Source organism: Pseudomonas benzopyrenica, from assembly GCF_036884265.1.
GTDB classification, from domain to species: Bacteria; Pseudomonadota; Gammaproteobacteria; order Pseudomonadales; family Pseudomonadaceae; genus Chryseomonas; species Chryseomonas benzopyrenica.
The window spans coordinates 972,501-995,352 of record NZ_CP145723.1; the positions used below are offsets into that span (position 1 = coordinate 972,501).

General features: G+C 65.2%; 26 protein-coding genes and 2 rRNA genes (1 of these 28 running past the window's edge). 20 read left to right on the forward strand and 8 right to left on the reverse strand.

What is annotated here, in order from left to right:
- From V6W80_RS04525 to V6W80_RS04555, 7 genes are all read left to right on the forward strand, one after another.
- Nucleotides 1-530 (forward strand): 23S ribosomal RNA (locus tag V6W80_RS04525); it begins 2,363 nt to the left of the window's first position.
- A 160-nt stretch (nucleotides 531-690) separates the two neighbouring features.
- A 5S ribosomal RNA gene (gene rrf, locus V6W80_RS04530) occupies nucleotides 691-806 on the forward strand.
- An 83-nt stretch (nucleotides 807-889) separates the two neighbouring features.
- On the forward strand, nucleotides 890-1,837 hold the full coding sequence (gene birA, locus V6W80_RS04535; protein WP_338545961.1) for a bifunctional biotin--[acetyl-CoA-carboxylase] ligase/biotin operon repressor BirA: 948 nt from the start codon (nucleotides 890-892) through the stop codon (nucleotides 1,835-1,837).
- On the forward strand, nucleotides 1,827-2,579 hold the full coding sequence (locus V6W80_RS04540; RefSeq protein ID WP_338545962.1) for a type III pantothenate kinase: 753 nt from the start codon (nucleotides 1,827-1,829) through the stop codon (nucleotides 2,577-2,579). Before birA ends, V6W80_RS04540 begins: the two co-directional genes overlap by 11 nt.
- Nucleotides 2,576-2,755, forward strand: a complete 180-nt coding sequence (locus V6W80_RS04545) for a hypothetical protein (RefSeq protein WP_338547514.1) — start codon at nucleotides 2,576-2,578, stop codon at nucleotides 2,753-2,755. The genes V6W80_RS04540 and V6W80_RS04545 overlap by 4 nt, the downstream gene beginning before the upstream one ends.
- A gap of 28 nt (nucleotides 2,756-2,783) precedes the next feature.
- The gene (locus tag V6W80_RS04550; protein WP_017638740.1) at nucleotides 2,784-3,242 is read left to right on the forward strand and encodes a DUF3301 domain-containing protein; all 459 of its coding nucleotides are present in this window, start codon (nucleotides 2,784-2,786) and stop codon (nucleotides 3,240-3,242) included.
- Between the two features lie 98 nt (nucleotides 3,243-3,340).
- On the forward strand, nucleotides 3,341-4,630 hold the full coding sequence (locus tag V6W80_RS04555) for an MFS transporter (protein WP_064308909.1): 1,290 nt from the start codon (nucleotides 3,341-3,343) through the stop codon (nucleotides 4,628-4,630).
- Nucleotides 4,631-4,675: 45 nt separating this feature from the next.
- Here V6W80_RS04555 and V6W80_RS04560 read toward each other — a convergent pair whose 3' ends face one another.
- Together V6W80_RS04560 and V6W80_RS04565 are read right to left on the reverse strand one after the other, a co-directional pair.
- Entirely contained in the window at nucleotides 4,676-5,140 is a 465-nt protein-coding gene (locus V6W80_RS04560; protein ID WP_338545963.1) for a hypothetical protein, read from the reverse strand.
- A gap of 120 nt (nucleotides 5,141-5,260) precedes the next feature.
- On the reverse strand, nucleotides 5,261-6,196 hold the full coding sequence (locus V6W80_RS04565; RefSeq protein WP_064308911.1) for an alpha/beta hydrolase: 936 nt from the start codon (nucleotides 6,194-6,196) through the stop codon (nucleotides 5,261-5,263).
- Nucleotides 6,197-6,319: 123 nt separating this feature from the next.
- Between V6W80_RS04565 and V6W80_RS04570 the strand changes: the two genes are divergently transcribed.
- The 9 genes from V6W80_RS04570 (at nucleotide 6,320) to V6W80_RS04610 (ending at nucleotide 13,428) form a co-directional block, all read left to right on the forward strand.
- Nucleotides 6,320-6,838: a hypothetical protein gene (locus V6W80_RS04570; RefSeq protein WP_064308912.1), complete on the forward strand. Its 519-nt coding sequence runs from the start codon at nucleotides 6,320-6,322 to the stop codon at nucleotides 6,836-6,838.
- A complete protein-coding gene (locus tag V6W80_RS04575; protein ID WP_338545964.1) occupies nucleotides 6,835-7,233 on the forward strand; it encodes a DUF3140 domain-containing protein in 399 nt (132 codons plus the stop codon). The genes V6W80_RS04570 and V6W80_RS04575 overlap by 4 nt, the downstream gene beginning before the upstream one ends.
- A gap of 143 nt (nucleotides 7,234-7,376) precedes the next feature.
- Nucleotides 7,377-8,267, forward strand: coding sequence for an EamA family transporter (locus V6W80_RS04580; RefSeq protein ID WP_338545965.1), 891 nt, complete (start codon nucleotides 7,377-7,379; stop codon nucleotides 8,265-8,267).
- A gap of 56 nt (nucleotides 8,268-8,323) precedes the next feature.
- The gene (locus tag V6W80_RS04585) at nucleotides 8,324-9,106 is read left to right on the forward strand and encodes a DeoR/GlpR family DNA-binding transcription regulator (RefSeq protein WP_338545966.1); all 783 of its coding nucleotides are present in this window, start codon (nucleotides 8,324-8,326) and stop codon (nucleotides 9,104-9,106) included.
- A gap of 20 nt (nucleotides 9,107-9,126) precedes the next feature.
- Nucleotides 9,127-10,260 carry an MFS transporter gene (locus tag V6W80_RS04590; RefSeq protein ID WP_338545967.1) on the forward strand — a complete coding sequence of 378 codons (1,134 nt, stop codon included), beginning with the start codon at nucleotides 9,127-9,129 and terminating at the stop codon, nucleotides 10,258-10,260.
- 67 nt (nucleotides 10,261-10,327) lie between these two features.
- Nucleotides 10,328-12,376 (forward strand): AsmA family protein, encoded by a 2,049-nt coding sequence (locus V6W80_RS04595; RefSeq protein WP_338545968.1) that lies wholly within the window; start codon nucleotides 10,328-10,330, stop codon nucleotides 12,374-12,376.
- Nucleotides 12,377-12,514: 138 nt separating this feature from the next.
- Nucleotides 12,515-12,751 carry a hypothetical protein gene (locus V6W80_RS04600; protein ID WP_017638749.1) on the forward strand — a complete coding sequence of 79 codons (237 nt, stop codon included), beginning with the start codon at nucleotides 12,515-12,517 and terminating at the stop codon, nucleotides 12,749-12,751.
- The gene (locus V6W80_RS04605; protein ID WP_257704208.1) at nucleotides 12,748-12,969 is read left to right on the forward strand and encodes a YgdI/YgdR family lipoprotein; all 222 of its coding nucleotides are present in this window, start codon (nucleotides 12,748-12,750) and stop codon (nucleotides 12,967-12,969) included. The genes V6W80_RS04600 and V6W80_RS04605 overlap by 4 nt, the downstream gene beginning before the upstream one ends.
- 57 nt (nucleotides 12,970-13,026) lie before the next feature.
- Nucleotides 13,027-13,428, forward strand: a complete 402-nt coding sequence (locus V6W80_RS04610) for a Rho termination factor N-terminal domain-containing protein (protein ID WP_338545970.1) — start codon at nucleotides 13,027-13,029, stop codon at nucleotides 13,426-13,428.
- A gap of 328 nt (nucleotides 13,429-13,756) precedes the next feature.
- On the opposite strand, the gene V6W80_RS04615 is transcribed toward V6W80_RS04610, so the two are convergent.
- The 4 genes from V6W80_RS04615 to V6W80_RS04630 all read right to left on the reverse strand — a co-directional run bounded on the left by V6W80_RS04615 (nucleotide 13,757) and on the right by V6W80_RS04630 (nucleotide 18,272).
- The gene (locus V6W80_RS04615) at nucleotides 13,757-14,950 is read right to left on the reverse strand and encodes a class I SAM-dependent rRNA methyltransferase (protein ID WP_064308918.1); all 1,194 of its coding nucleotides are present in this window, start codon (nucleotides 14,948-14,950) and stop codon (nucleotides 13,757-13,759) included.
- A gap of 67 nt (nucleotides 14,951-15,017) precedes the next feature.
- Complete coding sequence (locus tag V6W80_RS04620; protein WP_093250907.1) at nucleotides 15,018-15,257, reverse strand: hypothetical protein; 240 nt, start codon at nucleotides 15,255-15,257, stop codon at nucleotides 15,018-15,020.
- A gap of 247 nt (nucleotides 15,258-15,504) precedes the next feature.
- Nucleotides 15,505-15,891: a Cu(I)-responsive transcriptional regulator gene (cueR, locus tag V6W80_RS04625; protein WP_017638754.1), complete on the reverse strand. Its 387-nt coding sequence runs from the start codon at nucleotides 15,889-15,891 to the stop codon at nucleotides 15,505-15,507.
- Complete coding sequence (locus V6W80_RS04630; RefSeq protein ID WP_338545972.1) at nucleotides 15,888-18,272, reverse strand: heavy metal translocating P-type ATPase; 2,385 nt, start codon at nucleotides 18,270-18,272, stop codon at nucleotides 15,888-15,890. Before V6W80_RS04630 ends, cueR begins: the two co-directional genes overlap by 4 nt.
- A 111-nt stretch (nucleotides 18,273-18,383) precedes the next feature.
- Between V6W80_RS04630 and V6W80_RS04635 the strand changes: the two genes are divergently transcribed.
- Nucleotides 18,384-18,578, forward strand: coding sequence for a cation transporter (locus tag V6W80_RS04635; protein WP_017638756.1), 195 nt, complete (start codon nucleotides 18,384-18,386; stop codon nucleotides 18,576-18,578).
- Here the strand turns inward: V6W80_RS04635 and V6W80_RS04640 are convergent.
- Nucleotides 18,560-19,189, reverse strand: coding sequence for a TetR family transcriptional regulator (locus tag V6W80_RS04640; RefSeq protein WP_160923564.1), 630 nt, complete (start codon nucleotides 19,187-19,189; stop codon nucleotides 18,560-18,562). The two genes, V6W80_RS04635 and V6W80_RS04640, sit on opposite strands and share 19 nt — an antisense overlap.
- A 112-nt stretch (nucleotides 19,190-19,301) precedes the next feature.
- Here V6W80_RS04640 and V6W80_RS04645 point away from each other — a divergent pair, with 112 nt between their 5' ends.
- The 3 genes from V6W80_RS04645 (at nucleotide 19,302) to zapE (ending at nucleotide 22,064) form a co-directional block, all read left to right on the forward strand.
- A complete protein-coding gene (locus V6W80_RS04645; protein WP_160923565.1) occupies nucleotides 19,302-20,474 on the forward strand; it encodes a multidrug effflux MFS transporter in 1,173 nt (390 codons plus the stop codon).
- A gap of 68 nt (nucleotides 20,475-20,542) precedes the next feature.
- Nucleotides 20,543-20,929, forward strand: coding sequence for an MAPEG family protein (locus tag V6W80_RS04650; RefSeq protein ID WP_017638759.1), 387 nt, complete (start codon nucleotides 20,543-20,545; stop codon nucleotides 20,927-20,929).
- Between the two features lie 85 nt (nucleotides 20,930-21,014).
- Entirely contained in the window at nucleotides 21,015-22,064 is a 1,050-nt protein-coding gene (gene zapE, locus V6W80_RS04655; protein WP_338545973.1) for a cell division protein ZapE, read from the forward strand.
- Here zapE and V6W80_RS04660 read toward each other — a convergent pair.
- Complete coding sequence (locus tag V6W80_RS04660) at nucleotides 22,061-22,702, reverse strand: hypothetical protein (protein ID WP_338545974.1); 642 nt, start codon at nucleotides 22,700-22,702, stop codon at nucleotides 22,061-22,063. The genes zapE and V6W80_RS04660 overlap by 4 nt on opposite strands.
- Nucleotides 22,703-22,852: the final 150 nt, after the last annotated feature.

Below are 22,852 nucleotides of genomic sequence, written 5' to 3' on the forward strand. Positions count from 1 at the left end.
GAAAGTAGGTCTTAGTGATCCGGTGGTTCTGTATGGAAGGGCCATCGCTCAACGGATAAAAGGTACTCCGGGGATAACAGGCTGATACCGCCCAAGAGTTCATATCGACGGCGGTGTTTGGCACCTCGATGTCGGCTCATCACATCCTGGGGCTGAAGCCGGTCCCAAGGGTATGGCTGTTCGCCATTTAAAGTGGTACGCGAGCTGGGTTTAGAACGTCGTGAGACAGTTCGGTCCCTATCTGCCGTGGACGTTTGAGATTTGAGAGGGGCTGCTCCTAGTACGAGAGGACCGGAGTGGACGAACCTCTGGTGTTCCGGTTGTCACGCCAGTGGCATTGCCGGGTAGCTATGTTCGGAAGAGATAACCGCTGAAAGCATCTAAGCGGGAAACTTGCCTCAAGATGAGATCTCACTGGAGCCTTGAGCTTCCTGAAGGGCCGTCGAAGACTACGACGTTGATAGGTCGGGTGTGTAAGCGCTGTGAGGCGTTGAGCTAACCGATACTAATTGCCCGTGAGGCTTGACCATATAACACCCAAACAATCTGACCGCAGGTCAGAGCGTGAGGAAGACGACGCCGAAAACGGGCGCGTGGGTTCGCAAGACCCAAGACGAGTTGTCTACTTCGATCACCGACCCAATTGGGCTAGCCAGGTAAGCTTCAACGCCTGGCCAGCCAACCGAATTGCTTGACGAACATAGAGCATTGGAACCACCTGATCCCTTCCCGAACTCAGAAGTGAAACGATGCATCGCCGATGGTAGTGTGGGGTTTCCCCATGTGAGAGTAGGTCATCGTCAAGCGCCTAACACCCAGCACCCCCGCTCAGATCACTCTGGCGGGGGTGTTGTCTTTGGGGCGGAAGAAAGTCGAACGGAGTTCGAGGATGCCGTTGCTGAAATTGCTGAGTGATGGAAAATTTCATTCCGGCGTCGAGCTTGGTGAGGCCTTGGGCGTCTCCAGAAGTGCCATCTGGAAGCGGCTGAAGACGCTGGAAGATGACCTGGGCGTCGAGGTGTTCAAGGTTCCGGGGCGGGGTTACCGCCTGGAAGAGCCCCTGTCGCTGCTCGATGCCGAACGGATCGCGGGGGAGGGTGGTTGGCCGGTAGCGGTCCTGGCTTCCATCGACTCCACCAATGCCGAGGCACAACGCCGTTTGCAACAACAGCAGCAACCGCCGTTCGCCTTGTTGGCCGAGCATCAGCAGGCCGGACGTGGCCGGCGTGGCCGCGCCTGGGTCAGTCCCTATGGCAAAAATCTCTATCTCACCGCCGTGGTCTCCAGCCAGGGCGGGATCCAGAAGCTGCAGGCCTTGAGCCTGACCATGGGCCTGGCGGTGATCCGTACCCTGCAACAGCTGGGAGTGGAGGATGCCTGGCTGAAGTGGCCCAACGACGTCCTGGTTCGTGGTCGCAAGCTGGCCGGTATCCTCATCGAATTGTCGGGTGATCCGCAGGACGTCTGCCAGGCCATCATCGGCATCGGTATCAACGTCAACATGCGCATGGCCAACGACATCGATCAGCCATGGATTTCCATGGCCGAGGTCCTGGGCGGTCTGCAGGATCGCAACCAGGTCGCCAGTCTGCTGCTGCGGGAGATCGACAGCCTGTGGCAGATTCACCGCCAATCCGGATTCGCCGCCCTGCGCGGCGAGTGGGAGCGTTATCATGGCTGGCAAGGTCGAGCGGTAACCCTGTCTTCGGGGGTTCGCTGTATTCAGGGCACAGTGGCAGGAGTTGCCGAAGATGGGGCTATCCTCATGCGCGTAGATGGGCAGATACAGGCATTCAGCGGTGGCGAATTGAGCCTGAGCCTAGATCATGATTCTTGAACTCGATTGCGGTAACAGCCTGATCAAGTGGCGACTGCTCTCCGCGGGAGCCGAAGTGGTCGACACCGGCATCGTCGACAGCGACGACGCCCTGATCGCGGCCCTGTCCCAGCCGGATACTCCCACCCTGGCGGCCTGTCGGTTGGTCAGCGTGCGCAGCGACGAAGAGACCCAGCAGCTCAAGGAGCGGTTGACGGCGACCTTCGCCATCCCCTGTCACCAGGCCGTGCCGGTAGAGGTGTGGAATGGTGTGCGCAATGGCTATCGGGATCATCAGCGTCTGGGTATGGATCGCTGGCTGGTGATCCTGGCCGCGGTGCAACTGGCCGAGGGCAAGGCCTGCGTGGTCCTGGATCTGGGCACTGCGGTGACGGCCGATCTGGTCGACGCCCAGGGTGAGCATCAGGGCGGGTTCATCTGTCCGGGGATTCCGTTGATGCGTCGGGAACTGCAGACCCATACCCGTCGGATCCGCTACGATCCACATTGGGCCAGTGGTGAACGCTACGAGGCGCCGGGACGTACGACCATCGAGGCCGTGGAGCGTGGGTGTCTGTACATGCTCAAGGGCTTTGTCCGCACCCAGTACGAACTAGCTCAGGAGATGTTCGCCGAAGGCTGCGAGGTGTTTCTGACCGGGGGTGACGCGGAACTGGTCAAACATGTCGTTCCGGGCGCGCGGATCGTGCCCGATATGGTGTTTGCTGGATTGGCTTTGGCGTGTCCGCTCGAGAACGAATGATGCGTTGGTTGTTTCTGCTATTGATGGTTTTGAACGTTTTCTACTACATATGGCATCAACAGCAGGTGCCTTTGCTAGGTAAGGAAATCGCCCCTCTGACGCTGTACAAAGGCGAGCGTGAAAACATTCGTCTGTTGAACGAGACGGCATCTGGTGACGCTGCACGGCGTCAGTGACGGCGGTACCCTTCGATGAGGAGCGAAGATGCTGACGCTAGGTAATCTCTGCCTGTTGCTGGGCGCAGTCGGCATCGGTCTGTGGTTTTGGCACGCCCACGGCATTCGCGAGCAGGCACTGGTGCTGGCCGAGCAGGAGTGTCGTCGCCGCAAGGTCACGCTGCTCGATGGCGCCGTGGCCTTTTCCCGTTTTCGCTGGCTGGCCGATGCCAAGGGCCGCAAGCGCCTGGCGCGGTTGTTCTCCTTCGAATTCACCGTGACGGGAGAGGAGCGACTCGACGCCTCTCTGGCCCTGTTCGGCAAGACGCTGGCCAAGGTCGAGTTCGCGCCTTTCGTGGTACCCGAGGTCGAACGCCCGGCGGCGGATTCGGTGGTGGCTTCGGCCCCTGCCTATCAGGCCAAGCCCGAGCACGGCCAGGTGGTCTATCTGGATCAATGGCGACAGCGCCAGCGTACCGAGACTAACAGGCGCCAGGAGCCGGAGTGATCCCCGGCACTATCTCCTGATATTTTTTCCTTCCGTAGTCTGACGGTCAGTTCCGGCTGATCCGTTCTGGCTTTCTGCTTCTTTTCATGTGATCCCTGATGTTCAGCCCTCTCGTTACCTTTCCTGCGCTCTATTTCGCCACCCTCCTGATGTTGGCCGGCTCCGGTCTGTTCACCACCTATATCGGTCTGCGACTGACTGAGCAGGGGGCAGGGGATTTCTGGACCGGCGCCCTGATGGCGGCCTACTACTTCGGGCTGGTGTGCGGCGGCAAGTTCGGCCATCGGCTGATCGCCAGTGTCGGCCATATCCGTTCCTATGTGGCCTGCGCCGGTGCGGCCACCGTTACCGTGCTCATTCACGCCCTGATCGACGACCTGAACGTCTGGATCGCGCTGAGATTCATCATGGGCGTGGTGATGATGAATCAGTACATGGTGATCGAGAGCTGGCTCAACGAGCAGGCGGAGAATCACCAGCGCGGCAAGGTGTTTGCCGGCTACATGGTGGCGGTGGACCTGGGGCTGGTGATCGGCCAGGCGCTGCTGGCTTGGCATCCGCAACTCGACTACAAGCCGCTGTTGCTGGTGGCCATCTGCTTCGCCTCTTGCCTGATTCCTCTGGCGATGACGCGGCGGGTGCACCCGGCCAAGCTGGTGGCGGCGCCGCTGGAGATCCGCTTCTTCTGGCAGCGGGTGCCCCAGTCACTGGTGACCATCTTTACCGCAGGCCTGCTGGTGGGGGGCTTCTATGGCCTGGCACCGGTGTTCGCCAGTCGCAGTGGCCTGGATACGGCGCAATCGAGCTTCTACGTCGGGCTGTGCATCGTCGCGGGCTTCTGCGCCCAGTGGCCGCTGGGCTGGCTGTCGGATCGACTCGACCGCTGCAAGCTGATCCGCGCCAATGCGGTGCTCCTGTGCCTGGCGGCGGTACCGCTGTGGGGACTGATCACCTTGCCCTATCCCTGGTTGCTGGCTGCGGGCTTCGTCTCGGGCATGCTGCTGTTCACCCTCTATCCGCTGGCGACCGCCTTTGCCAACGACCACGTCGAGCCCGAACGGCGGGTGGAACTGTCGGCGATGCTGCTGACCACCTATGGCGTCGGTGCCTGCATCGGGCCGCTGCTGGCCGGCGCGGCCATGGAGCATTTCGGCCCGGGCACCTTCTATGTGCTGACCTCGGCCTATGCGCTGATCCTGATCGTCTTCGTGCAGCCCCGGTTCGTCAGTGGCGAGCACCGGCTGGACGCGGCACCGCTGCATCATGTGGCCATGCCGGATTCCGTCAGTCCGATGGCAGCGGCGCTGGATCCGCGTATCGACGAGGTGCCGCAGGAAATGGTGGTGGAGGCCCCCGCCAGCATCGGACCGGGTAGCGAGAAGACCTGATAGGCGAGCCCGGCGCGAGGCCGGGCAGGAAGGAGCGGGTAGCGCTTAGGCCTGACGGGTCTGGCCGGGCTTGATCAGGCGGTCCAGGGTCTGGGCCGAGCCGTTTTCGGCCAGGGCGCCCTCCTGCAGACGATGCTGCTGATGCTCGATCAGTCGACCCACGGGACGCTGACCGCTTTCTTCGGCCACTTCGTCGCCACCGAGACGCTGTTGCTGGTCTTCGATCACCTGGCCCAGGGGACGCAGACTGGACTCTTCGGCGATCCGGCGGTCCTGCAGTTGGCGTTGCTGCTGCTTGATGACTTCACCCAGCGGACGCAGGCTGGATTCTTCGGCCAGGGTGCGCTGCTGCAGGCGCTGCTGCTGTTGCTTGATCAGATGGCCTAGCGGACGCTGGCTGGATTCCTCGGCGATCTGGGTGGCAGGGCTGGGGGTGAAGGAGAAGTCCTGGGCGAAGGTGTTCAGGGCCAGGGCGGTCAAGGCGAAACCGAAGGCGATACGCAGGTTCATGATGGTGTCCTCTGGGGAAACTGTGCTGGAGTGAGTTCAGTATCCCGAGCAGGACCGCTCGAAAAAAATAGACTGGCGAGATAGTGACTATCAGCGCCGTCGATGCCTTTCAAAAAACCTCTAGCCTCCCGTCGATGATTCCTGCTTTTCCGCTTCGCTCAGGTGCGTGCCACCGAACAGCTCGCGCAGAGCGGCGGCATAGGCACGTGTGCCTATCACCATGCTGTTGGAATGGGTGCCGCCCGGGATCAACAGCAGCCGCTTGGGGGGTTGCGCGGCGGCATAGAGGGCCTCGCTGAAGCGGGGCGGCACATAGCGGTCGTCGCTGCCGTGAACGATGAGCACCGGGATATGGATCTCCGGGATCTTGTCCAGGGAATCGAATTTCTCCGTCATCAGCCAGCGCAGGGGAAAGCGGGTGTCGACCACCGCCGAGGCGGCATCGGCCAGGGTGGTGAAGGTGGATTCGATGATCAGACCGGCCGCGGCGGGATAGTCGCCCGTGGGATCCCCGTCGCGGGCGATGCGCCAGGCCAGATCCACCGCCACGGCGCCACCCAGGGAATGGCCATAGAGGTATCTCTTGCGCGGATCGGGCTGCAGGCTCTGCAGGTGCTTCCAGGCGACCCGGGCGTCCTGGTAGACGCTGCGTTCGGAGGGAACGTCGCCAGGACTTTCGCCAAAGCCGCGATAGTCGATGGCCAGCACCGAGTAACCCAGTTGTCGCAGGGTGGCGATGCGCCGGACCTGGGCGGTGAGATTCCAGCGGGTGCCGTGCAGATAGAGCAGGGTGGGGGCGTCCGGGCGCCGGGCGGGCCACCACCAGGCATGCAGGTAGTCGGTGCCGGTCAGACCGTCCGGGACCGGCAGATTGAACTGGCGGACGCCTTCCGGCACCCCGGTGAACCAGCTGGCATTGCCGGGCTCGATGCTGAACACCCATTGACGTTCGCGGTAGGCCAGTTCCGAGCAGCCATAGGGGACCCCGACACCCACCAGCAGGGTGACGAAGAGCAGCGGGATCAGGCGACGGCGGAGCAGGGTGGCAAGGGGCATGGGTTTCTCTGGATACCGGAAGACGCAGGGTAGGGGCGTTCGTCGCCTGGCGCGAACCCCCGTTTCGGTTGGGCAGTCATCCTAGAGACAGCGACTGCAGTGACCCCACACCTGAGGTGAGCCATGAGTGCTACGGCCAAGAAGAGCGATCCCGAACTCTGGGAAAAGGTGAAGAAAGAGATTACCGAGGGCGACAAGGGCGGCAAGCCCGGCCAATGGTCGGCGCGCAAGGCGCAACTGGCGTCCCAGGAGTACCAGAAGCGCGGTGGTGAATACCAGGGCGGCAAGGGCAAGGACAATCATCTGCAACAGTGGACCGACGAGAAGTGGGACACCCGCTCCGGCAAGAAATCCGAAGAGACCGGCGAACGCTATCTGCCGGAAAAGGCCCGGGATTCCCTGAGCAAGGAAGAGTACCAGCGCACCACCGCCAAGAAGCGTCGCGACACCCGCCGCGGCAAGCAGCATTCCAAGCAGCCGGCCGATGTGGCGCGCAAGACGGCGACCGCGCGTGAGTCGGGTCTGGCCGGTCTGACCAAGGACGAATTGATGAAGCGTGCCGCGCGTCGCGAGGTGCGGGGCCGGTCGCGCATGAAGAAAGACGAACTGGTGAAGGCGTTGCAAAAGGCAGGTGAAAAATGAGCACCAAGAAGGCTTCCAACGACGACAAGAAAGACGACAGGAAAGAGGTTCGCAGCGAATTCAAGCAGGTGGTCAACATGACCCGCAGCCAGCTGCGCAAATGGCTCAGCGGAGATACCAGCAAGGGTGTGGGCATGACCAAGGGCGGCAAGAAGGTCACGGCCGCCAACGATGGCAAGGCGGTCGGCCATGCCATGGGTGAGCGCATCCTGGAGCTCAAGGGCAAGCGCCAGGCCGAGCTGGAAGACGATGACTACCAGGCCATGCGCAAGGTCATCGGCTATGTGCATCGCCATCTCAAGCAGCGACCGGAGGGCGATATCGAAGACTCGCGCTGGCGTAAGTCGCTGATGAACTGGGGCCATGATCCCCTGCGTGACAAGCGCAGTGCCTGATCCCGACGAACCGCAGCCCAGGCTGCGGTTTTTCGTTGCTAGGGAGTGACTGGCCGAATTTGTGGGCAACTGTGACGCCGCAGCGCGGACGCAAAGGAGTAGGGTAGCCGCCTATCTATCTAAAATCCTTCAAGGAGTTGGGAATGGCACCCCGGGATCTGTTGCTGGCATTGGTCGTCATCCTGGCCTGGGGGGTGAATTTCGTCGTCATCAAGGTTGGCCTGCATGGCGTACCGCCCATGTTGCTGGGCGCCCTGAGATTCTGTCTGGCGGCTTTTCCCGCCATTCTCTTCGTACGGCGGCCCCAGGTGTCCTGGCAGCTGCTGCTGGCCTACGGCCTGACCATCTCGCTCGGCCAGTTCGCCTTCCTGTTCTCGGCCATGTACGTGGGGATGCCAGCGGGGCTGGCCTCGCTGGTATTGCAGGCCCAGGCCTTCTTTACCCTGGCCTTCGCCGCGACCTTCCTGGGTGAGAAGGTACGGCGGGCGAGTCTGGTCGGGCTGCTGGTGGCGGCCCTGGGGCTCTTGCTGATCGGTACCGAGCATGGCGTCACCATGACCCTGGCCGGTTTTCTGCTGACCCTGGCGGCGGCGGCCATGTGGGGCCTGGGCAATATCGTCACCAAGAAGATCGGCAAGGTGGACATGCTCGGCCTGGTGGTCTGGGGCAGCCTGATTCCGCCCATCCCCTTCTTCCTCCTGTCGTTGCTGCTGGAAGGCCCGGAACAGATCGCCACGGCGCTAACGTCGCTGTCGGGCGGCTCGGTCTTTGCCATCGTCTACCTGGCCTTTATCGCCACCCTGGTCGGCTACGGCATCTGGAGCCGGCTGCTGTCGCGCTATCCGGCGGGCCAGGTGGCGCCCTTTTCGCTGTTGGTGCCGGTGGTGGGGCTGACTTCGGCCGCGGTGCTGCTGGGGGAGCAGATGACCATCCAGCAAGCGGTAGGTGGCCTGGCGGTCATGCTCGGCCTGTTGATCAATGTCTTTGGCGGTCGCTGGCTGGATGCGCGGGACAAGGCCTCAGCCTCTGCATGATGTTGCACGTTTATAAATGATTGTGCATGATCTGCTGATCCTCCAGGAGTATCAGCATGACTGCATCCATCCACCTCCCCGAAGAACGCCAGGCCGCGATCCTGGGCCTGTTGCGTGAGCAGGGCCGGGTCCTGTCGGCCGAACTGGCCGCCACCTGGGGCATTTCCGAAGACAGCGTACGTCGCGACCTGCGTGAACTGGCCCGCCAGGGCCTGTGCCGCCGGGTGTACGGTGGGGCGCTCTCGCTGCTGACACCGCCGCAGGCACTGCCGGCGCGGATCAGCCAGGACGAGACGGCCAAGCAGGCGCTGGGCCACGCCGCGGCCAGGCTGGTACAGCGGGGGCAATTGCTGCTGCTGGATGCCGGCTCGACCAACCTGGCCATCGCCCAGGCGCTGCCCACGGATCTCGACCTGACCGTGGCCACCAATGCGCCGGTGATCGCCACGGCGCTGCTGCAGCGGCCGGGCATCCGGGTGCTGATGATCGGCGGCCTGGCTGCGCCGCAGTCCGGCGCCTGCCTGGGCGCCCGGGCCCTGCGTGACCTGCGTGGCGTGCGCGCCGACCTGGCCTTTCTCGGGACCTGCGCCCTGGCGGTGGAAACCGGGGTGACCGGCTTCGACCTGGAGGAGGCCGAGTTCAAGGCGGCCGTGGCCGAACAGAGCGCCCAGGTCGCCGTCGCGGTGACCGCCGAAAAGCTCGACAGCGTGGCCTTCTATCACGTGCTCCGGCTCGATCAGCTGAACCATCTGGTGTTGGAGCCGGGGTTGAGCGAGGAGCGCCTGCAGCCCTATCGCGATGCCGGCCTGCACCTGCATTCGCTCGCTAGCGACCGCTGATCTCTCGCCCAAGGATTCCCATGACCTCTGCCGTACTGCGTCGCCAACGCCGCGCCACCTTTACCGTCTTTCTCGCCAATGGTTGCGGGATCGGTGGCTGGGCGGCCGCCATTCCCGAACTCAAGCGCGATCTGGCGCTGGGCGACGGCCAGCTGAGTCTGGTGCTGCTGGCGGTCGCCTTGGGCGCCCTGCTGACCATGCCCTTCGCCGGGGTGCTGGTGCCGCGCCTGGGCGGTACCGGACGCCTCACCCGGCTGAGCATCCTGGCCTTCGTACTGGTGCTGATCTGGCCTGGGGTGGCGCCGTCGCTGGGCTGGCTGCTGCCTTGCGCGCTGCTGCTCGGTGCCAGCAATGGCCTGATCGACGTGGCCATGAATGCCCATGCCAGCGATGTCGAAAGCCGCTGGAACGGCCCGCTGATGTCGTCCTTCCATGCCGCCTTCAGCCTGGGCGGATTTCTCGGTGCCGGCCTGGGGGCACTGGTGCTGCACCTGGGCGCCTCGGCGCTGGTGGTGTTGCTGGCCGCTGCCCTGGTGGCGCTGGTGCTGGCCTTGCCCGCGGCCCTGGCCCTGGACGAAGGCGATCGCAGTCCGGTGAGCCATGCCCTGCGGCTGCCGGATCGACGCGTGCTGGCGCTGGGGTTGATCGCCATGGGCTGCCTGATGCTGGAAGGGGCCATGACCGACTGGAGCGCCGTCTACCTGGGCCAGGTGGGCGGCGCGAGTCCGGTGGTGGCGACCCTGGGCTATGCGGCCTTTTCGCTGACCATGCTGGTGGGGCGGCTGTTCGGCGACGGCATCCGAGCTCGCTTCGGCGGCCCCCAGGTGATCGTTGGCGGGGCCTTGCTGGCGACCCTGGGGCTGGCCCTGGCGGTACTCCTGCCCGCACCCTGGACGGCGATCCTCGGTTTCGCGCTGGTCGGCCTGGGCCTGTCCAATGTGGTGCCCGCGGCCTTCAGCGCCGCCGGCCAGGTGGCCGAGACGCCGGCTGCGGGCATCGCCATGACCGCCACCGCCGGTTATCTCGGGTTCCTGCTCGGTCCGCCGCTGATCGGTGCCGTGGCGGGGCAGGTGGGCCTGCGTGGCAGTCTGTTGCTGCTGACCCTGATCGGGGTGGCGGTGGCGCTGCTGGCGCTACGCCAGCGCAAGGCATGACGTCTATTCAGGGAACCCCGCTGCGCTGCGCAGACCCAAGAGGGAACGGAAATCCAAGGAGGCGGCCATGACGCGCCCACGCAAGATCCTCGCCTGGCTGCTGGGAATCATCCTGCTGCTGTTCGTGCTGCTGCTGGTGGTCCTCGCCACCTTCGACTGGAATCGGCTCAAGCCGACCATCAACGAGCAGGTGTCGAGCGCCTTGCACCGGCCCTTCGCCATCGAGGGCAACCTGGGCGTGGTCTGGCATCGCGAGCCGGATCAGGGCGGCTGGCGCGCCTGGATTCCCTGGCCGCACATCGCCGCCGAGGACCTGACCCTGGGCAACCCGGACTGGGCCAAGGAAAAGACCTTCGTCCACCTCGACCGGGTGCAACTGCGGATCTCCCCGCTGGCACTGCTGGCCAAGCAGATCTATATCCCGCGCATCGACCTAAGCGGGCCGGTGGTCAATGCCCAGCGGCTGGCCGATGGGCGCAACAGCTGGACCTTCGAGACCGCCGAAAAGGATCCCAAGGCCGAGCCTTCGGCCTGGACCGTGGATATCGGCACCATCGGCTTCGACGCCGGCCAGGTCGGCTTCGACGATGCCCAGACCGCCACCCGGCTAAGGGCGCGGATCACCTCCCTGGATGCCCCCATCGCCTACGCCGATCTGGTCGGCAAGCAGGGCACTTCGCGCCAGCGCTCCCACGTCAAGCAGACCCAGCCCTTCCAGTTCGCCCTGGCGGTGGACGGCAGCTACAAGCAGGTCCCGGTCAGTGGCCGGGGCCAGATCGGCGGACTGCTGGCCCTACAGGACGCCGATGTACCTTTCCCCATCCAGCTCGATGCGCGGGCTGGCGAGACCCGCATCCAGGTCTTTGGCACCCTGACCGATCCGCGACGCCTGGGCGCCCTGGATCTGCACCTGGTACTGGAAGGCAAGAGTCTGGCGCAGCTCTATCCGCTGACCGGGGTCACCCTGCCGGAGACGGCGCCCTACGCCACCGATGGTCATCTCACGGTCAAGCTCAACGATCCGGCGGGCGCGCGCTTCAGCTATGAAGACTTCAACGGCCGGGTCGGCAAGAGCGATCTACATGGCGAGGTGCTGTTCACCGGTGGCAAGCCACGACCCAAGCTCAGCGGGACGCTGCGCTCCGATCAGTTGCTGTTCGAAGACCTGGCACCACTGATTGGCGCCGATACCAAGGAGCAGCAAGCCGCCAAGGGCGAAACCAGCCAGCAGCCGACGACCAAGGCGCTGCCCGTGTCCGAGTTTCGCACCGATCGGTGGCGCGCCATGGATGCCGATGTGCGTTTCACGGGTAAGCGCATCGTGCAGAACGCGCAGTTACCGATCACCGACCTCAACACCCATGTCCGCCTGACCGACGGGGTGCTCTTGCTCGACCCCCTGCGCTTCGGCGTGGCCGGTGGCGATCTGAACACCACAGTGCGCCTGGAAGGCGACAAGACGCCGCTGCAAGGGCGGGTCGATCTGCACGTGCGCCGGGTCAAGCTGAACCAGCTGTTCCCTACCGTGGAGACCATGAAGCGAAGCATGGGTGAGCTCAATGGCGATGCCACCCTGAGCGGCACTGGCAATTCGGTGGCGGCGCTGCTCGGCACCAGCAACGGCGAACTCAAGCTGTTGATGAACGACGGCCGCATCAGCCGCAGCCTGATGGAGCTGGCCGGACTCAACGTCGGCAACTACCTGGTCGATCGGTTGTTCGGCGATGACGAGGTGGAGATCAATTGCGCGGTCGCCGATCTCGACTTCAAGAAGGGCCTGGTGCAGCCCCAGGTCTTCGTGCTCGACACCGAGAACGCCCTGATCAACATCACCGGCACCATCAACCTGGCAAGCGAGCGACTGGATCTGACCGTCGATCCCCACAGCAAGGGCCTGCGCATCTTTTCCCTGCGCTCGCCACTTTATGTGCGGGGCACCCTGAAGAATCCCGCGCCGGGGGTGAAGGCACTGCCCCTGGCGGCCCGTGGCGCGGCAGCGGCGCTGCTCGCCACCTTCGCGGCACCGGCGGCCGGTCTGCTGGCGCTGGTGGCGCCCAGCAACGAGCAGGGTGCCCAGTGCAGTGCGTTGTTGCAACAGATGCGCACAGGGCGTTGAACTCCTGCGCTAGAGCCGGTTCGTGCGCCTTGACAGACGACCGTTCGGCGGCGTCTGACGGGTGGAAAAGAACCGCTCTGGTTGCCCAGGCTCTATAGAAATAACCCGAGTCGGGCAGCCTTTTCGCGGAGATCCCTCATGCGTGACGACACCGATAGCCATTACGAAATCCACTATAAATTGCTGGGCGAAAGCTATACCGACCGTATCAGCAATCTGGACGTGCCCATCACCGACGTGGTCCGTGACTTGGCCTGTCGGCACCTGGATGCGATCAACGACGAGCGCTTCCACCTGGCCGACATCGAGTCCGGTCAGGCGCTGGTGGCGCTGCACGATGTGTCCATCCATCGCGTCGCACCGGAAGCCCCATGAAGCGGCTACTGAGCGGTGGGTTGCTGGCCCTGACCCTGACGGGGCTGGCGGCCTGTTCCACCGAGACGGTAGTGACCCTGCAGGACGGTACCCAGTACATCACCGAAGATCGTCCCAACACCAAGACGGCCGACGGCTTCTATGAATTCACCGATGTGGCGGGTCGTCACGTGCGGGTGAAGGCAGCCGATGTAGCCACCATCAAGGCGGAAGACTAGGCCTTGCCTGACCTTCGCTCGGCGACTTTTCAAACAGGTCCTTCCCTGGAGACTGCCATGCCCCGCGGCGACAAATCCAAGTACAGCGACAAACAGGAACGCAAGGCCGAGCACATCGAGGAGAGCTACGAGAAAAAGGGCGTTTCCAAGGATGAAGCCGAAGCGCGGGCCTGGGCGACGGTGAACAAGCAGTCCGGCGGTGGCGAGAAGGCGGGTTCCGGCAAGGCTAAGAGCGGCACTGCCAAAAGCGCGGACCGCAAGGATTCCGCCAGGCGGGCGGTGGCGACCAAGCAAGGCCAGTCGCCCAACAGCGGTCGCGCCTCGGCGCGGCGTTCGCGCACTGGCAGCACCTCGCTAAGTGACCTGACTCGCGAGGAACTGGTCAAGAAGGCGGCCGAGCAGAACATTCGCGGTCGGTCGCGAATGAAGAAGGACGAGTTGATTCGTGCCTTGAGCTGATATTCCGACGCGCACAAAAGAGCCATACCACGCTGGAAGCCAAACAACGCCACGTTCTCTTCAAGGAGACGAGGCGTTTTTTCTTAGCTGGCGGGCATGAGAACCCGGCGCTCGGCGCGATAGAAAAGCGCTTGGTGATGGATAGGGCAGTAACGGGTGACACTTGGATCTGGCTTTAGACCTGCTATCGCGGCCATGGGCCGCTCCTACAAACACGAGCGTCACACGGGCGCCACCGTAGGAGCGGCCCATGGCCGCGATAAGACGTTGCTCCTACGATGCTCTGACTGTAGGAACGGCCGTGATCGGCTGCTTCTTTGCCTGGCGTTTAGCTGGGTAGCAGACGGCAGGTGAGGCTCTTGATGTAGCGGGTTTCCGGGATGGCCGGGTGCACCGGGTGATCCGGGCCCTGGGCACCGCGTTCGAGGATCTGCAGGTTGCGATCCAGATGGCGGGCGCTGCCGAGCAGGATGTTTTGCAGGTCGTCTTCGGGCAGGTGCATGGAGCAGGAGGCGCTGACCAGGATGCCGTCCTTGTTCAGCAGCCGCATGGCCTGTTCGTTGAGGCGACGATAGGCGGCCTCGCCGTTCTTCAGGTCCTTGCGCTTCTTGATGAAGGCTGGCGGGTCGGCGACGATGACGTCGAATTTCTCTTCACCGGCCTTGAGCTCCTTGAGCGCTTCGAAGACATCGCCCTCGACGCACACCAGCTTCTCCGCCAGGCCGTTGAGGGTGGCGTTGCGTTCCACGCCGTCGAGGGCAAAGCCCGAGGCGTCCACGCACATGACTTCGCTGGCACCGAAGGCCGCGGCCTGCACGCCCCAGCCGCCGATGTAGCTGAACAGGTCGAGCACCCGCTTGCCTTCGACATAGGGCGCCAGGCGCGCACGATTCAGGCGGTGGTCATAGAACCAGCCGGTCTTCTGGCCTTCGCGGACCGGCGCCTCGAAGCGCACGCCGTTCTCTTCCAGCGCTACCCAGTCCGGTACCTCGCCGTAGGCCACTTCCACGTAGCTGGAAAGACCCTCGGCCGTGCGGGCGCTGCCATCGTTCTTCCACAGCACGCCCTGGGGCTTGAACACCTGCAGCAGGGCGGCGAGGATGGCCTCGCGCTGGCGCTCCATGGTCGCCGAGGCGATCTGCACCACCAGGATATCGTTGAAGCGATCCACCACCAGGCCGGGCAGGAAATCCGCATCGCCATAGACCAGGCGATAGCAGTGGCTGCCGAACAACCGCTCGCGCAGGCTCAGGGCGACCTTGAAGCGATGCACCAGCAGCGACTTGTCCAGCGGGTAGCCGGTGTCGCGGGAGAACAGGCGGGCGCAGATCAGGTTGTTGGGCGACAGCGCCACCAAGCCCAGCGGCTTGCCGCTGGTGGTTTCCAGGATGGCCTGGTCGCCCGGTTCGAAGGCGGTGAGCGGGGTGGCGACGACGTCCACCTCGTTGCTGTACACCCAGAGGTGCCCGGCGCGCAGACGGCGGTCGGCATTGGCTTTGAGGCGCAGGCGAGGCAGGGTCATGAATCACTCCAACGAAGGGGGCAAAAGCGCGGAATTATAGCGCAAAGCCACCTGCCTGGGCCGGCCGTCAGTCCCGCTGGCTGACCTCGATATCGCTCAGCCCGGCTTCCTGGGCGCGACGGGCGATGCTCGGCTGGGCATGGCGCTCCCAGGGCGCATCGACCACCACCTGGGGTTCCTCGACGTGCTTGATGAGCAATTGCAGCAGCGCTTCCTCCTCGGTGACCGGCTCGAAGCTCTCCAGCTCGTGGCTGAGTGGCTCGCCATTGAGGCGATAGCGGATCTGGTAACGGTGCAGGGTCTGCATGGGGGTACCTCGGCAGCGGGGGATAAGCGATGGACTCCGCCAGGCGGCCGCGGTTGCGTCAGAACCTGTTCACGATCTGCTGCGCGTCGGCCAAACGGCGTTGAAAACGCCCTGGAAGGCCAGCCCCGTCAGAATGCTCATTTACCACTTGTAAACTCGAGCGCGAGTCCGATCCGCTTCCTCAGGCATTTTCGTGGGGCCGCCTAGGCCTTGTTTGGCTCTAGCTCGCGAGATCGTGAACAGGTCCTCAGCCGCCGAGGGTATCGAGAATCGGGCAGTCGGGACTGGCGTCGCCATGGCAGCAGGACACCAGCTCGCCCAGGGTGCTGCGCAGGCGGGTCAGTTCGGCTATCTTCAGATCCAGCTCGGCGATGTGCCGTTTGGCCAGCGCCTTGACGTCGGCACTGGCACGCTGCCGGTCCTGCCAGAGGCTGAGCAGCTGGCGGATCTCCTCCAGGCTGAAGCCCAGTTCCCGCGAGCGGCGGACGAAAGCCAGCACCCGCAGATCCTCGGCGCCGTACTGGCGATAGCCGCTGTCGGTACGCCCGGCAGGCGCCAGCAGACCGATGCGCTCGTAGTAGCGCAGCATCTTGGCGGTGAGTCCGCTGGCCTTGGCGGCCTGGCCGATGTTCATGACGAGAGGTCTCCAGACGGGCGCCAGCGGCCCAGTAGCAGGGCATTGGCCAGGACACTGACGCTGGAAAAGGCCATGGCGGCGCCGGCATAGACCGGGTCGAGCAGGCCAAAGGCCGCCAGCGGCAGGCCGATGACATTGTAGACGAAGGCCCAGAACAGATTCTGGCGGATCTTACGCTGGGTACGCCGGGCGATGTCCAAGGCCGCCACCACCTGGCGTGGATCCTCCTGCAAGAGGGTGATGCCGGCGGCATGGCGCGCGGCGGCGGTGCCCGAGCCCATGGCGATGCCCAGTTCAGCGGCGGCCAGAGCGGGGGCGTCATTGAGGCCGTCGCCGACCATGGCGACGCTGCCCTGGGTCGCTTGCAGACGGGCGACCACCGTGGCCTTGTCGGCGGGCAGTACCTCAGCCTCCCACTGCGCGATGCCCAGCGCCGCGGCCACCTGGCGGGCGCTGCCGCGGTTGTCACCGGTCAGCAGCCAGCTGTCGATACCGTCATGGCGCAGCTGGGCGATGGCCGCGGCGGCACCCGGACGGATCTCGTCGCCAAAGGCCAGCAGGCCCAGCACCCGCGGTTGGGCGCCGGTTTCCAGCAGCCAGGACAGGGTCAGTCCCTGGTCTTCCCAGGCGCGAGCGGCGTCGGCCAGGGGGCCGGCGTCCAGCTGCCGTTCGGCCAGCAGGCGGGCATTGCCCAGCAACAGCGGCCGTCCTTGCCAACTGCCCTGGAGGCCGCGGCCGGGGAGGGCGCGGACGTCCTGGGCGGGCGGGGTGTCCAGGTCACGGTCACGACAGGCTAAAAGCACCGCTGCGGCCAGGGGGTGTTCGCTGCCGCGTTGCAGGCTGCCGGCCAGACTCAGCAACTCGGCTTCCTCGATGCCAGGCGCCGTGGCCAGGTGGCGCAGGCGCAACTGGCCGGCGGTCAGGGTGCCGGTCTTGTCGAAGACCACGGTGGTGATGCCTTGGGCGCGCTCCAGGGTTTCGGCGTCCTTGATCAGGATGCCGTGCCGCGCCGCCACCCCGGTACCGGCCATGAGCGCGGCAGGAGTAGCCAGGCCCAGGGCGCAGGGGCAGGCGATGACCAACACAGCGACGGCGGCGAGCAGGCTGGGCTCCAGGGCGTGACCGACCAGCAGCCAGCCGAGCAGGGTGACCAGCGCCAGGGCCACCACGACCGGGACGAACACCCGGCTGATGCGATCCACCAGTTGCTGGATGGGCGCCTTGGTGGCCTGGGCGTCTTCCACCAGGCGGATGATGCCGGCCAGCACCGTCTCGCCGCCCAGGGCGGTGACCTCGACCTGCAGATTGCCCTCGCCATTGATGGCGCCACCCACCACCTCGTCGCCGGGGCCCTTGGCGACCGGGCGGCTCTCGCCGGTGAGCAGGGCTTCATCCACCTGGCTTTCGCCTTGCAGGATGCGGCCATCGGCGGGGATGCGTTCACCCGGACGAAGCTGCATGCGATCGCCCAGGCGCAGCCGGTTGAGGGCGACCTCCTCTTCGTTGCCGTCGGCATCCAGGCGGCGGGTGCTTTCGGGGCGCAGAGCTTCCAGAGCGCGCAAGGCCGCGCCAGTACGGCGCTTGGCACGGGTCTCCAGATATTTGCCCAGGCGCACCAGGGCGATGACCATGGCCGCCGTCTCGAAGTAGAGATGGGGGCTGTCCTTGACCAGCCAGAGATAGAGACTCAAGCCGTAGGCGGCGCTGGTGCCCAGGGCGACCAGCACGTCCATGTTGCCACTGCGGGCGCGCAGGGCATGCCAGGCGCCACGATAGAAGCGCGCGCCGATGAGGAATTGCACCGGTGTCGCCAGCAGAAATTGCAGCCAGGCGGGCGGCATCAGGTGCCAGCCGAAGGGCGTCAGCAGCATGGGCAAAATCAGCGGCGCGGCCAAGAGCAGCGCCAAGGCCAGCTCCAGGCGTTCCCAGCGCAGGCCCTGACGTACCGGGGCAGGGCGGTCGTCTTCGGCCAGGCGATCCTCGGCGCCGTAACCCGCCGCTTCCACCGCGACGATCAGGGCCTGCGTCTCGACCGCGGCCAGGGTCTTCACCCGGGCTCTTTCGCTGGCCAGATTGACCTCGGCGGTCAGCACCCCGGGCACCGTACGCAAGACCTTTTCGATCCGCCCGGCGCAGTTGGCGCAGCTCATGCCGGACAGTGACAGGTCATGCTCGACCTCGGCCACCTGGTAGCCAGCCGCGCTGACCGCCTCGGCCAGCGCCGGCGCCGCGTCGATTGGCGCGCTGACACGGGCCTTTTCGCTGGCCAGGTTGACACCGGCCGTACTGACGACCGGGACCTTCTGCAGGGCGCGCTCGACCCGCCCGGCGCAGGCCGCGCAGGTCATGCCGCTGATGGAGAGTTCGAATTCGTGCATGGGCACCTCCTGAGCTCAGTGTTGACCTTGACCTCGGGTCAAGGTCAACACTGGAACCCGGTCCTGGCGCTGGCGTCAGGAGAAAGAGGTCAAGACAGACAGGAGCAGACCATGCATGTCATCAAGGTAGTCGGAATGAGTTGCGCCCACTGCGTGAGCGCGGTCGAGGCGGCGGTCCTCAAGGTCGATGCCCGGGCGCGGGTCGAGGTGGATCTGCAGGCGGGCGAGGTGCGCATCGACAGCGCCGAGGTTGATGCGCCCTTCCGCGCGGCCATCGAGCAGGCGGGCTATACCGTCGTCGACTGAGTCCAGTCGCGCACGATGGCGCGGAAGAAGGTGGTGAACACCTGATCGGCGGCCAGCAGCGGGGCGAAGGTCTGTTCGTCGCGCAGCAGATCGGAGAGGGTGCCGAGAAACAGGCTGTGCAGCATCCGACTGGCCAGTTGTGGCGTCACGCCCGGCTGCAGGCGGTGCGCCTGGGCGGTGAAGAGGGCGTCGGTAATGCGAATGAACTGCCGCAGGAACTGCAGATCGCGTTCTTCGGCCTCGCGCAGCTCTTCGGTGAATTCGCAGCGGTGCAGCATGATCGTCATCACCCGCTGCTCGCGGCCAGGCTGGGTGAACTTCGCCATGCCTTCGATGCACAGTTTGAACAGCCGTTGCAGGCTATCTTCCTCGCCGTCGACGCGCAGGCGTTCGCTCAGTTCGTCGGCGGGGATCCTTATCTGGCTAAGCATTTCGTGGAACAGGTGGGCCTTGTTCTGGAAATGCCAGTACACTGCACCCCGGGTGACGCCGCATTCGCGGGCGATCATTTCCAAGCTGGTACGCGCCACGCCATTGGTCAGGAACAGGGCTTCCGCCGCATCGAGAATGGCTTGGCGGGTCTGTTCGGCTTCTTCTTTCGTACGACGCATGGGCGATCTGACTGGCAGTGGGTCTGCCACGCAGTCTAGCGCGCCTCGGCGCTTTTACAAACATGATTGTATGTAACTGCGCGACACTTCCGCTTCCATCGGATCAGGCTTCATGACTTTTCGCTTATTGTTGATTCTCGGGGCCCTCTCGGCCTTCGCTCCCTTCGCCATCGACATGTACCTGCCCAGCTTCCCGTCGCTGGCCAGGTCGTTCGCCACCGACATCGAACACGTGCAGCTGAGTCTGGCGGTGTATTTCGCCGGTCTGGCCAGCGGTCAGCTGTTCTATGGCCCCCTGGCGGACCGCTTCGGTCGCCGCCTGCCGCTGCTGATCGGCATCGGCCTGTTCTGCCTGGCGTCGCTGGGCTGCGCCCTGGCGCCGAGTCTGCCCTGGCTGATCGCCGCGCGCTTCGTCCAGGCCCTGGGCGGTTGCGCCGGCATGGTGATCGCGCGAGCCGTGGTGCGGGATCTCTGCGAGCCCATGGCCGCGGCGCGGGCCTTCTCGCAGATCATGCTGGTGACCGGGATCGCCCCCATCATCGCGCCCTTCGCCGGCAGCCTCCTGCTCAGCACCTTTGGCTGGCAGGCGATCTTCGTCAGCCTGGCGCTGTTCGCCGCCGCCTGCGGCACCGCCGTGGCGCTCTGGTTGCCCGAGTCCTTGCCGGCGCACCATCCGCGGCCGCCGCTGCGGGGGGCCTTGCGCAACTACCTGCGGCTGCTGCGTGATCGCACCTTCATCGGCCACACCCTCACCGGCGGTATCGCCATGGCCGGCATGTTCGCCTACATCTCCGGCTCGCCCTTCGTGCTGATCGAACTCTACGGCGTCAAACCCGAGCACTATGGCTGGGTCTTTGGTCTCAATGCCGCCGGCTTCATCCTGCTGGGGCAGCTCAATGCCCGCCTGGTGGTCCGCCAGGGACCGGCCTTCTGGTTGCGTCGCGCGGTGGTGGCCTATGCCGCGGCGGGGCTGGTCCTGCTGCTGGTGGGCGCCTTCCAGCCCAAGGCGCTGCCGGTGCTGATGATCCCGTTGTTCTGCGCCATCGCCCTGCTCGGTGGCATCGTGCCCAACGCCTCGGCCTGCGCCCTGGCGGGGCAGGGCGCCAATGCCGGCAGTGCCTCGGCGCTGATGGGCAGTCTGCAGTTCATCCTGGCGGCGCTGGCCTCCAGCAGCGTGGGCGCGCTGCACAACGGCACCGTGGTGCCCATGTGCGCGGTGCTGGCGCTCTGTGCGGTGGCGACCGCGCTGATGGCCCGCTGGACCCACAGATCCGCACCCGCCTGAAGCGGAGTGGATTTTTCCCGTCCAGGCAGGTCAGATAGGCGAACCCTCACACTTCCAGGGACGCCGACATGACCTTCGCCTACTGGTGCATCTTCCTCGTCTATCTCGTGCCCTATGGCGCGGCCTATTACGCCAAGTTCAAGGGCAGCGGCTTCACGCCCGAGGACAATCGGGATCCGCGCAGCTTCCTCGGCAAGCTGGAAGGCGCCCGGGCCCGGGCCAATGCCGCCCAGCAGAACGCCTTCGAGATCAATCCGCTGTTCGCCGCGGCAGTGATCGTCGCCCACGTCACCGGTGGCGCCGACCAGGGCACCATCAACTTCTGGGCCTTCCTCTTCCTGCTCAGCCGCATCGCCTACACCTGGCTGTATATCCGCGACCACGCCACCCGCCGTTCCCTGGCCTGGGCCGGTGGTTTCTTCTGCTGCCTGTGCCTGTTCATCGCCGCGGCCTGAACCTGCGGTGAGCCGACGTCATCGGTCTTGACCGGCGGCGTCGGCTCCGGCTTCATTAGCGGCCTATCTTTCCTGGCCAGCCGCCATGACTTCCGCTTCGCCCGCCCAGCAGGTGCTGGAGCATTTCGCCGATCTGGCCCAAGCCCGTGGGTACACTCTCGATAGCGCTCAACAGGCCGCCATCGAGCGCTTCGCCGTCTTGGCCGACGAACTCCTGCGCCCGCGCCTGTTTCGCCGCCAGACGCCGCGCAGCCTCTATCTCTGGGGGCCGGTGGGGCGTGGCAAGAGCTTCCTACTGGACGGATTTTTCGCCGCCCTGCCATTCGCCGAAAAACGCCGGGTGCACTTCCATGCCTTCTTTCGCGAGCTGCACGAGCGGATGTTTCGCCAACCGCCGGGGGGCGATGCCCTGGCCGCCAGCCTGGACGACTTGCTCGCCGGCTGCCGACTGCTCTGTTTCGATGAATTCCATGTGCATGACATCGGCGATGCCATGCTCATCACCCGGCTGTTCAAGGCCTTGTTCAGCCGCGGTGTGGTGCTGATCACCACCTCCAACTATCCGCCGGAGGGGTTGCTGCCCAATCCGCTCTACCACGAGCGCTTCCTGCCGGCGATCCGGTTGATCGAGACGCGCATGGACATCCTCTCGGTGGGCGGTCCCCAGGACTATCGCGGCGCCAGCCCTGCCGAGCCCGATCCCTTCGGCGTTGGCGCCTATCTCTGGCCGGGTAGCCCGGAGCAGCGTCGTCGGCTGACGCTGCCGCCATTGGCGCAGACCAGGATCAAGGTGCCGGTAGGCCATCGCAGCCTGCCCGCCATCAGCGCCGCGGGGGGTCTGCTGCACTTCAGCTTCGCCGACCTCTGCGAAGGCCCCACGGCAGTCCTCGACTACCTGACCCTGAGCGAAAGCTGGCAGCGCTGGCTACTCGATGCGGTGCCGCCGCTGCGCGACGCCAGCCCCGCCGCCCGTCAGCGCTTCATCAACCTGGTGGACGTGCTCTATGACCGTCGCCTGGCGCTGTTCCTGATCAGCGCCGCGCCGCTCGACGAGACCCTGGCCGACAGTGAGATCGCCGACATGTCGCGGACGCGTAGTCGGCTGTCACAGCTGCGGCAGATCGGCCCCGGTTAGTGCTGTTGCCGTAGCTTCGCACTGTCCAGATGCCAATGGCGCTGCTCGGCCGAGGCGCCGTCGACGTCGTTGACCCGGCGTAGCTGATAGCGGCCGCTGAAGGTCTGGCGGGTACCGTCGGCGAGGCGCGCCTTGACCGTCACCGGGATGCTGACATAGCTCGAACCGGCCGCACCCTCGACCGGGCCAGGTTGACCGAGGGTCACCTGGACGCTGCGAGTCCTGGCATAGCCCTGGCGGAATTTCTCGTAGCTGTTGCCGGGCTGGCCATCGCTTCCCCATAGCTGCCAGGCGGTGCCGTAGTCCCGCGCATCCAGCGCCCCGTAGTAACGCCGGACCACGGCCGCCGCCGCCTCGGCGCTACTGGGCAACGGACCGCAACCGGGTTCCCTGGCCGCCTCGCCATCGCCGAACAGGGCACAGCTGCGAGCGATCTCGTCCTGCATCAGCGCGCAGCTGTTGGCCGCGTTGCAGGGCGGTCGCGTGGCGGGGGAGAGCGCTCGGCAGGTGGTGGCCAGGGCCTGAGCGGGCCGCTGCCCGATTTCCTGGACGCAACTGCGCGGTGAAGGTCCGGTGGCAGCCATGGCGCCGGTGACGAGGGACAGCAGCAGGGGGCAGAGCAGCCAGCGCGGGGACATCGGCGAGATCCTTGAGCAAAGTCCCAGCCTAGCAGGGCAGGGGCGACGTGGAAAAAAGCCCGCGACGGTCATCCGTCGTCTGGCCACTTGGCTGACGTAAAAGCGTCATGTGGCCGGCGCAGGGTAGCCAGATCCCGTGTCGGAGTTCGC

What these genes read in the sequence shown, in the direction of transcription:
- birA (WP_338545961.1), top strand. Translation starts at nt 890, where the DNA reads ATGCCGTTGCTGAAATTGCTGAGTGATGGAAAATTTCATTCCGGCGTC.
- V6W80_RS04540 (WP_338545962.1), top strand. Translation starts at nt 1,827, where the DNA reads ATGATTCTTGAACTCGATTGCGGTAACAGCCTGATCAAGTGGCGACTG.
- V6W80_RS04545 (WP_338547514.1), top strand. Translation starts at nt 2,576, where the DNA reads ATGATGCGTTGGTTGTTTCTGCTATTGATGGTTTTGAACGTTTTCTAC.
- V6W80_RS04550 (WP_017638740.1), top strand. Translation starts at nt 2,784, where the DNA reads ATGCTGACGCTAGGTAATCTCTGCCTGTTGCTGGGCGCAGTCGGCATC.
- V6W80_RS04555 (WP_064308909.1), top strand. Translation starts at nt 3,341, where the DNA reads ATGTTCAGCCCTCTCGTTACCTTTCCTGCGCTCTATTTCGCCACCCTC.
- V6W80_RS04560 (WP_338545963.1), bottom strand. Translation starts at nt 5,140, where the DNA reads ATGAACCTGCGTATCGCCTTCGGTTTCGCCTTGACCGCCCTGGCCCTG.
- V6W80_RS04565 (WP_064308911.1), bottom strand. Translation starts at nt 6,196, where the DNA reads ATGCCCCTTGCCACCCTGCTCCGCCGTCGCCTGATCCCGCTGCTCTTC.
- V6W80_RS04570 (WP_064308912.1), top strand. Translation starts at nt 6,320, where the DNA reads ATGAGTGCTACGGCCAAGAAGAGCGATCCCGAACTCTGGGAAAAGGTG.
- V6W80_RS04575 (WP_338545964.1), top strand. Translation starts at nt 6,835, where the DNA reads ATGAGCACCAAGAAGGCTTCCAACGACGACAAGAAAGACGACAGGAAA.
- V6W80_RS04580 (WP_338545965.1), top strand. Translation starts at nt 7,377, where the DNA reads ATGGCACCCCGGGATCTGTTGCTGGCATTGGTCGTCATCCTGGCCTGG.
- V6W80_RS04585 (WP_338545966.1), top strand. Translation starts at nt 8,324, where the DNA reads ATGACTGCATCCATCCACCTCCCCGAAGAACGCCAGGCCGCGATCCTG.
- V6W80_RS04590 (WP_338545967.1), top strand. Translation starts at nt 9,127, where the DNA reads ATGACCTCTGCCGTACTGCGTCGCCAACGCCGCGCCACCTTTACCGTC.
- V6W80_RS04595 (WP_338545968.1), top strand. Translation starts at nt 10,328, where the DNA reads ATGACGCGCCCACGCAAGATCCTCGCCTGGCTGCTGGGAATCATCCTG.
- V6W80_RS04600 (WP_017638749.1), top strand. Translation starts at nt 12,515, where the DNA reads ATGCGTGACGACACCGATAGCCATTACGAAATCCACTATAAATTGCTG.
- V6W80_RS04605 (WP_257704208.1), top strand. Translation starts at nt 12,748, where the DNA reads ATGAAGCGGCTACTGAGCGGTGGGTTGCTGGCCCTGACCCTGACGGGG.
- V6W80_RS04610 (WP_338545970.1), top strand. Translation starts at nt 13,027, where the DNA reads ATGCCCCGCGGCGACAAATCCAAGTACAGCGACAAACAGGAACGCAAG.
- V6W80_RS04615 (WP_064308918.1), bottom strand. Translation starts at nt 14,950, where the DNA reads ATGACCCTGCCTCGCCTGCGCCTCAAAGCCAATGCCGACCGCCGTCTG.
- V6W80_RS04620 (WP_093250907.1), bottom strand. Translation starts at nt 15,257, where the DNA reads ATGCAGACCCTGCACCGTTACCAGATCCGCTATCGCCTCAATGGCGAG.
- cueR (WP_017638754.1), bottom strand. Translation starts at nt 15,891, where the DNA reads ATGAACATCGGCCAGGCCGCCAAGGCCAGCGGACTCACCGCCAAGATG.
- V6W80_RS04630 (WP_338545972.1), bottom strand. Translation starts at nt 18,272, where the DNA reads ATGCACGAATTCGAACTCTCCATCAGCGGCATGACCTGCGCGGCCTGC.
- V6W80_RS04635 (WP_017638756.1), top strand. Translation starts at nt 18,384, where the DNA reads ATGCATGTCATCAAGGTAGTCGGAATGAGTTGCGCCCACTGCGTGAGC.
- V6W80_RS04640 (WP_160923564.1), bottom strand. Translation starts at nt 19,189, where the DNA reads ATGCGTCGTACGAAAGAAGAAGCCGAACAGACCCGCCAAGCCATTCTC.
- V6W80_RS04645 (WP_160923565.1), top strand. Translation starts at nt 19,302, where the DNA reads ATGACTTTTCGCTTATTGTTGATTCTCGGGGCCCTCTCGGCCTTCGCT.
- V6W80_RS04650 (WP_017638759.1), top strand. Translation starts at nt 20,543, where the DNA reads ATGACCTTCGCCTACTGGTGCATCTTCCTCGTCTATCTCGTGCCCTAT.
- zapE (WP_338545973.1), top strand. Translation starts at nt 21,015, where the DNA reads ATGACTTCCGCTTCGCCCGCCCAGCAGGTGCTGGAGCATTTCGCCGAT.
- V6W80_RS04660 (WP_338545974.1), bottom strand. Translation starts at nt 22,702, where the DNA reads ATGTCCCCGCGCTGGCTGCTCTGCCCCCTGCTGCTGTCCCTCGTCACC.